Origin of the sequence: Methylobacterium sp. 2A (assembly GCF_009806555.1) — a bacterium.
Lineage (GTDB): Bacteria > Pseudomonadota > Alphaproteobacteria > Rhizobiales > Beijerinckiaceae > Methylobacterium.
The window spans coordinates 1-1,196 of the sequence record NZ_VUOK01000042.1; the positions used below are offsets into that span (position 1 = coordinate 1).

2 protein-coding genes are annotated in these 1,196 nt (G+C 70.1%); both read right to left on the reverse strand.

Translation table 11 applies throughout. The annotated features are described in order from the left end of the window. Positions 1-74 precede the first annotated feature (74 nt). Complete coding sequence (locus FVE89_RS19800) at positions 75-494, reverse strand: hypothetical protein (RefSeq protein ID WP_160535987.1); 420 nt, start codon at positions 492-494, stop codon at positions 75-77. 79 nt (positions 495-573) lie between these two features. Next, entirely contained in the window at positions 574-1,035 is a 462-nt protein-coding gene (locus tag FVE89_RS19805; protein ID WP_160535989.1) for a MerR family transcriptional regulator, read from the reverse strand. Positions 1,036-1,196 lie beyond the last annotated feature (161 nt).

The window sequence follows — 1,196 nt, forward strand, 5'->3', positions numbered from 1 at the left end:
TCCTCACAAAACTCCCGAGCACCGGATATTTCCCTCTGGCCGCGACAGCGCAGCGGGAGTTTTGTGAGAGGCTCTTAATTCTGCAGCACCGCCGCCACGATTCCGGTGACGCGGGCGATCTGCGCGGCATCGAGCTCGCCCGCCAGGGCACCGTGGAGGCGCGCCTCCACGCGGGCGCGCTCGCCGGCATCGGCGAGCGGCATGGAAGGAATCTCGTCCTCGGCGAGACGGCAGACGCGGCGGATCGCCTCCGCGGCCGAGAGCAGCTTCTCCCGGTCGGCCGGCCCCATCTCCCAGAGCGGGTTGCGCAGGCGGCTGATCACGCGCTTCGCGTCGCGGTATTCCCGGTCGACGCTGGTGGCGGCCTCGATCTGGCTGACGAGGAACATGAGTTCCAGCATCTCCCCGGCCGCCTCCGGGCAGGTGCGGACGATCCGCATGATACGCGCCATCAATTCCTGGCTGGGCGACAGCTTGGATCGGGACGTGGCCATGCGGGCAACAACGCGGGGTCCTGGCGAAAGTTCGCCCGGCCTTTGCAAGGGCTCTGCCGTTGCTGCCGCGACCGGGGCGTCAGGCGTCCGGGAGCGTGTGCAGGCGGTCGAGCAGGGCGCGGCAGGCGCGCAGCTCGTCCAGGGCGGCCGCCAGGGCCGCGCGGTCCGGATCCGCGAAGGCACCCGTCTCCGCCTCGGCATCCTGGACCAGGGGCTCGGCCGCCACGGCCTCGCCGCGGCCCACCGCCTGGACGAAGCGGACGCCGTTCTCCTTGAGCACCCGCTGCGCCCCCGCGATGGTGTAGCGCTGCACGTGCAGGAGCTGGCGGATGCCGGCGACGAGTTCGACATCCTGGGGCCGGTAGTAGCGCCGCCCGCCCGCTCGCTTGACGGGGCGGATCTGGCCGAAGCGGGTCTCCCAGAAGCGCAGCACGTGCTGGGGCACGTCGAGCTCCTCGGCGACCTCGCTGATCGTGCGGAACGCGTAGGCGCTCTTCTCGCCGGGTTCGGGGGTGTGCTGGGCGGCGAGGGCTGGCGGCATGGCGATTCGGCGGCGGCTCGGCGGATCAGCGCAATCTTGCCGGCTCATCGGGCCAAGCTCAAGCCTGTTCGGCGGCGAAGCGGACAGGGGAATCGCTTCAGCTTTTTGTTGCTGATTTTGGGGTCTGTCGGATGAGGGCCTCGAGGTAGTCTGGGTTGAGA

Excerpts from the sequence above, each read along its gene's own strand:
- FVE89_RS19800 (WP_160535987.1), bottom strand. The coding sequence starts at position 494 with ATGGCCACGTCCCGATCCAAGCTGTCGCCCAGCCAGGAATTGATGGCG.
- FVE89_RS19805 (WP_160535989.1), bottom strand. The coding sequence starts at position 1,035 with ATGCCGCCAGCCCTCGCCGCCCAGCACACCCCCGAACCCGGCGAGAAG.